Genomic DNA, 3,934 nt, shown 5'->3' with positions numbered 1-3,934 from the left:
GAAGTCATGCGCGCCGCTGATCTTCACCGCACCGGAGCCGAAGTCCTTGTCCGGGTATTCGTCCGTAATGATCGGGATCAGGCGGCGGTGCTCCTTGGGACCGACCGGGATCTCGCACAGCTTGCCGACGATGGGCGCATAGCGTTCGTCCGAGGGGTGCACAGCCACCGCGCCGTCGCCCAGCATGGTCTCGGGCCGGGTGGTGGCGATGGAGATATAGTCGCGCTCCTCCTCGAGGATCACGTTGCCGTCCTCGTCCTTCTCCACGTAAGTGTAGGTGGCGCCGCCCGCGAGCGGGTATTTGAAGTGCCACATGTGGCCGGCAACTTCGATGTTTTCGACCTCAAGGTCGGAAATCGCGGTCTCGAAATGCGGGTCCCAGTTGACCAGCCGCTTGCCGCGGTAGATCAGGCCCTTGTTATACATCTCCACAAAGACCTTGATCACGGCATCGTGGAAGTTGGGGGAATTCTCGTGGCCGGCACGGGTGTCGCCATGGGCACCGGCCATAGTAAAGGCGGTGCGGGAGAAATCGCAGGACGCACCAAGGCGTTTCAGCTGTTCAACAATGGTGCCGCCGGATTTCTCTTTCCATTCCCAGACCTTCTCCAGGAACTTCTCGCGGCCCAACTCGCGGCGCGACGGCTGCTGGTTTTTTGCCAGCTCACGCTCGACAACCATTTGGGTGGCGATCCCCGCATGGTCGGTGCCCGGCTGCCACAGAGTGTCGTAACCCTGCATCCGCTTCCAGCGGATCAGAATATCCTGAAGCGTGTTGTTGAAGGCATGGCCCATGTGCAAGACGCCGGTGACGTTCGGCGGCGGGATCATGATGCAATAGGTGGAGGCCTCCGGCTTGGCGTTGGCGCCTGCCTTGAAACAGCCGGCCTCTTCCCAGGCCTTGTAAAGGCGGCTCTCGGCTTCCGCCGCGTTGAACGTCTTTTCCATCGCCATGCGTCTTGATCCCTCATGCAGTTGGGCGATCAATTACCCAATGGCTGAGGGAAGGGGAAGCCGGATATGGGGTTTTCTTTACCGCAAGCCGCTGTGGGAGGGGGCGGCGGCCGCGATTTGAGTATTTCAGACCAGCAAGAAGCAAGGCCGAAGCGCCACCGCACCCGGGCCGTCCGTCCGAAAGAGATAATCCCGCCAACGGCGGAGGCGGCCTCTTCCTGGTGCGGTCATCGGCTCTCCAGCCTGTACCGCATTGGGAGAGTGGGCCGCTTTTTTCCCCGAGCACATCTCATTCGCCGGCCCGGATCTTGCGGCGGCGTTCCTGTTGGTACCGAAGGGGGTAAATTTCGGCGCGGGTTGGTCTTTCCTGCCGCCCGCTTGGAGAGTGCGGCGTAGCTTGCCGGAGGCCGAAGTGCCGGGGCAGAAGGCGTGCCGCCTGATCTAGCCGGATCGCGGTTCAATGCGCCCGGCTGCCAAGCTGTTCCGCGGTTGGCTGCTGGACTGCGAGCGCAGGGTTTGGCGCCTACTGCCCGGTGCGGTCCAGCTTGGTGGCCAGATGGATCAGGCTTTCCGAGGAGCGCACGCCGCGCGCCTCGGCGATATGGTCGATGGTCTGGTCCAGCTCGGCGGTGCTTTGCGCCACCACCTGGGCCAGCAGGTCGAACCGGCCCGAGGTTGTGTGCACCACCTCCACCCCTGGCAGGCTGCGCAAACGGGCGAGCACCTCTGGCCCTGAGCGCGGCTCGATCGACATCAGCACCGTGGCTTGCAGCGGCGGGCGGGAGGCTGCAGAGCATTTGAGCGTGTAGCCGGTGATTACCCCGGTGGCTTCCAGCCGCTCGATTCTTGCCTGCACGGTGGTGCGCGCGAGCCCCAGATGGCGGGCAAGATCGGCAACCGGGCGGCGGGCATTTTCCCGCAGGAGGGTAACGAGGCGCTGATCAGTGCCGTCGGTTTGCATAAATTGCCTACGATTTGACGTCTGTTTCCGTCACTTTAGTGGAATTGACGAGCGGAATCGACGGGAAATCATCGGAAAATACAAAAAAACGAACGAGGTTTTCCCTGATGCAGCAAATTCCACCGCTTTGGCTTTCCCCTGAATCCCATCTGGCCCGCAGCACGCCGGATCACCCGATCCTCTATTTCTCGCCGCGGGTGCTGCATGAGGTTGCGGGGCGGTTTCAGCGGGGGTTTCCGGGGCTGGTGACCTATGCCGTTAAGGCCAACCCGCATCCAGCCGTATTGTCCAATCTGGTGGCGGCAGGGATTACCGCGTTTGATGTGGCTTCGCCCGCCGAAATGGCGGCAGTGCGCGCTGCCAGCCCCGATGCGGTGATGCACTACAATAACCCGATGCGCTCCAAGGCAGAGATCGCTGCGGGGATCGAACATGGCGTCGCCAGCTGGTCGGTGGATGAGCTGAGCGAGCTGGAGAAACTGGGCGCAGTGCCGCGCTCTTGCGAAGTAGCTGTACGCTTTGCCTTGCCGGTGGCCGGTGCGGTCTATGATTTCGGCAGCAAATTCGGCGCCGCCCCGGAGGAAGCCATAGAGCTGTTGAAACAGGTGGCGGCAGATGGCTGGACGCCGGCGCTGTGCTTCCACCCCGGGACCCAGTGCGAGGACGAAAGCGCTTGGGTGGAATACGTCCACGCAGCCAAGCGGATTGTGGACGCGGCGGGGGTGAAGATTGCACGCCTTAATGTGGGCGGCGGGTTTGCGGCCAACCGGGATGGCGTGGCGCCGGATCTGGAGAAGGTCTTTGACGCCATTGGTGCCGCCGCGGGTCAGTTGTTCGGCGCGGACAAACCCACGCTGATCTGCGAGCCGGGCAGGGCGATGGTGTCTGAAAGCTTCACCCTGGCAGCTCGAATCAAGGGGATGCGCAAGGGCGGCGAGGTGGTGTTTTTGAACGACGGCATCTATGGCGGGCTGGTTGATATCCGCGACATGGGTCTGCCGGGGCGGGTGGAAGTGGTCGGGGCGGATGGCGCCCATCGTGCAGGCCTGCGCCAGCCCCGCGTTGTGTTCGGGCCGACCTGTGACAGTCTTGACCGCTTGCCGGACGGGCTGCCGCTGCCCGCTGATTCCGAAACCGGCGACTATGTGCTGTTTCCGGGGCTGGGGGCCTATTCATCCGCGATGAGCACGCAATTCAACGGCTATGGGCTGTCTGACGTGGCGACGGTGATTGAGCTGTCTGGACAAGCTGCCCGCTGAGGTTAGTCTCGCCCCGAAACGCCAGTCAGCGCGATCAAGGGGGCAAGCATGGGAAAATTCGGTAAAAGTCAGCCGGTGAAGCGGGTCGAGGACCTGCGGTTTCTGACCGGTCAGGGGCAGTACATCGAGGATGCTGCCCCGGCAGGCGCCCTGCGCGCCTGGGTATTGCGCAGTCCGGTGGCGCATGGCGTGATCACGGCGCTGAACGTTGAAGATGCGCGCGCGTGCGACGGTGTCCATGCGGTTATCACCCTAGCGGATCTGGAGGCTGCCGGCATTGACGTCTCCATGGATGGCACCACGGTCAAGAACCGGGATGGCTCCAGCGGCGCCGCCCCCGAACGGCCGATGCTGGCACGGGACCGTGTGCGCTATGTGGGGGAACCGGTGGCGGTGGTCATTGCGGAGACACTGGATCAGGCCCGTGATGCAGGAGAGCTGATCGAGCTCGGCATTGATGATCTGCCTGCCAAGATGGACGTCTTGCCGGGCGGTGAGCCACTGCATGCGGAGGTGCCGGACAATCGCGCCTTTGACTGGGGCATGGGGGATGAGGCCGCAACGGCCGAGGCTTTCCGCACCGCGGCGCACACCGTTGCGCTGCAGGTGGAGGACAACCGGATTATCGTCAACTCGATGGAACCGCGCGGCTGCTTTGCCGAATGGACCGGCGGGCGGCTGCATTTCACCTTCGGCGGGCAGGGGGTCTGGGCGATCAAATCCCAGCTGGCGGCCAAGATGCGGCTGGATGAAGCAGACG

4 protein-coding genes are annotated in these 3,934 nt (G+C 63.3%); 2 read left to right on the top strand and 2 right to left on the bottom strand.

Annotated features, from left to right (window positions below; genetic code table 11):
• Both VOI29_RS23220 and VOI29_RS23215 read right to left on the bottom strand, forming a co-directional pair.
• Nucleotides 1-954: class I tRNA ligase family protein (locus VOI29_RS23220; RefSeq protein ID WP_323784105.1), on the bottom strand; the 954-nt coding region annotated here is incomplete at its 3' end.
• A gap of 523 nt (nt 955-1,477) precedes the next feature.
• The gene (locus VOI29_RS23215) at nt 1,478-1,915 is read right to left on the bottom strand and encodes an Lrp/AsnC family transcriptional regulator (RefSeq protein WP_323784103.1); all 438 of its coding nucleotides are present in this window, start codon (nt 1,913-1,915) and stop codon (nt 1,478-1,480) included.
• Nucleotides 1,916-2,022: 107 nt separating this feature from the next.
• On the opposite strand from VOI29_RS23215, the gene VOI29_RS23210 reads away from it, so the two are divergent.
• Both VOI29_RS23210 and VOI29_RS23205 read left to right on the top strand, forming a co-directional pair.
• Complete coding sequence (locus tag VOI29_RS23210) at nt 2,023-3,174, top strand: type III PLP-dependent enzyme (RefSeq protein ID WP_323784101.1); 1,152 nt, start codon at nt 2,023-2,025, stop codon at nt 3,172-3,174.
• 48 nt (nt 3,175-3,222) lie between these two features.
• On the top strand, nt 3,223-3,934 hold a 712-nt coding region (locus tag VOI29_RS23205; RefSeq protein WP_323784100.1), incomplete at its 3' end, for a xanthine dehydrogenase family protein molybdopterin-binding subunit.

The sequence above is a fragment of the Leisingera sp. genome (assembly GCF_034669605.1).
Classification (GTDB): domain Bacteria; phylum Pseudomonadota; class Alphaproteobacteria; order Rhodobacterales; family Rhodobacteraceae; genus Leisingera.
Note: the sequence above shows the minus strand (reverse complement) of the source record. Positions and strands in the feature narration are given on the sequence as shown.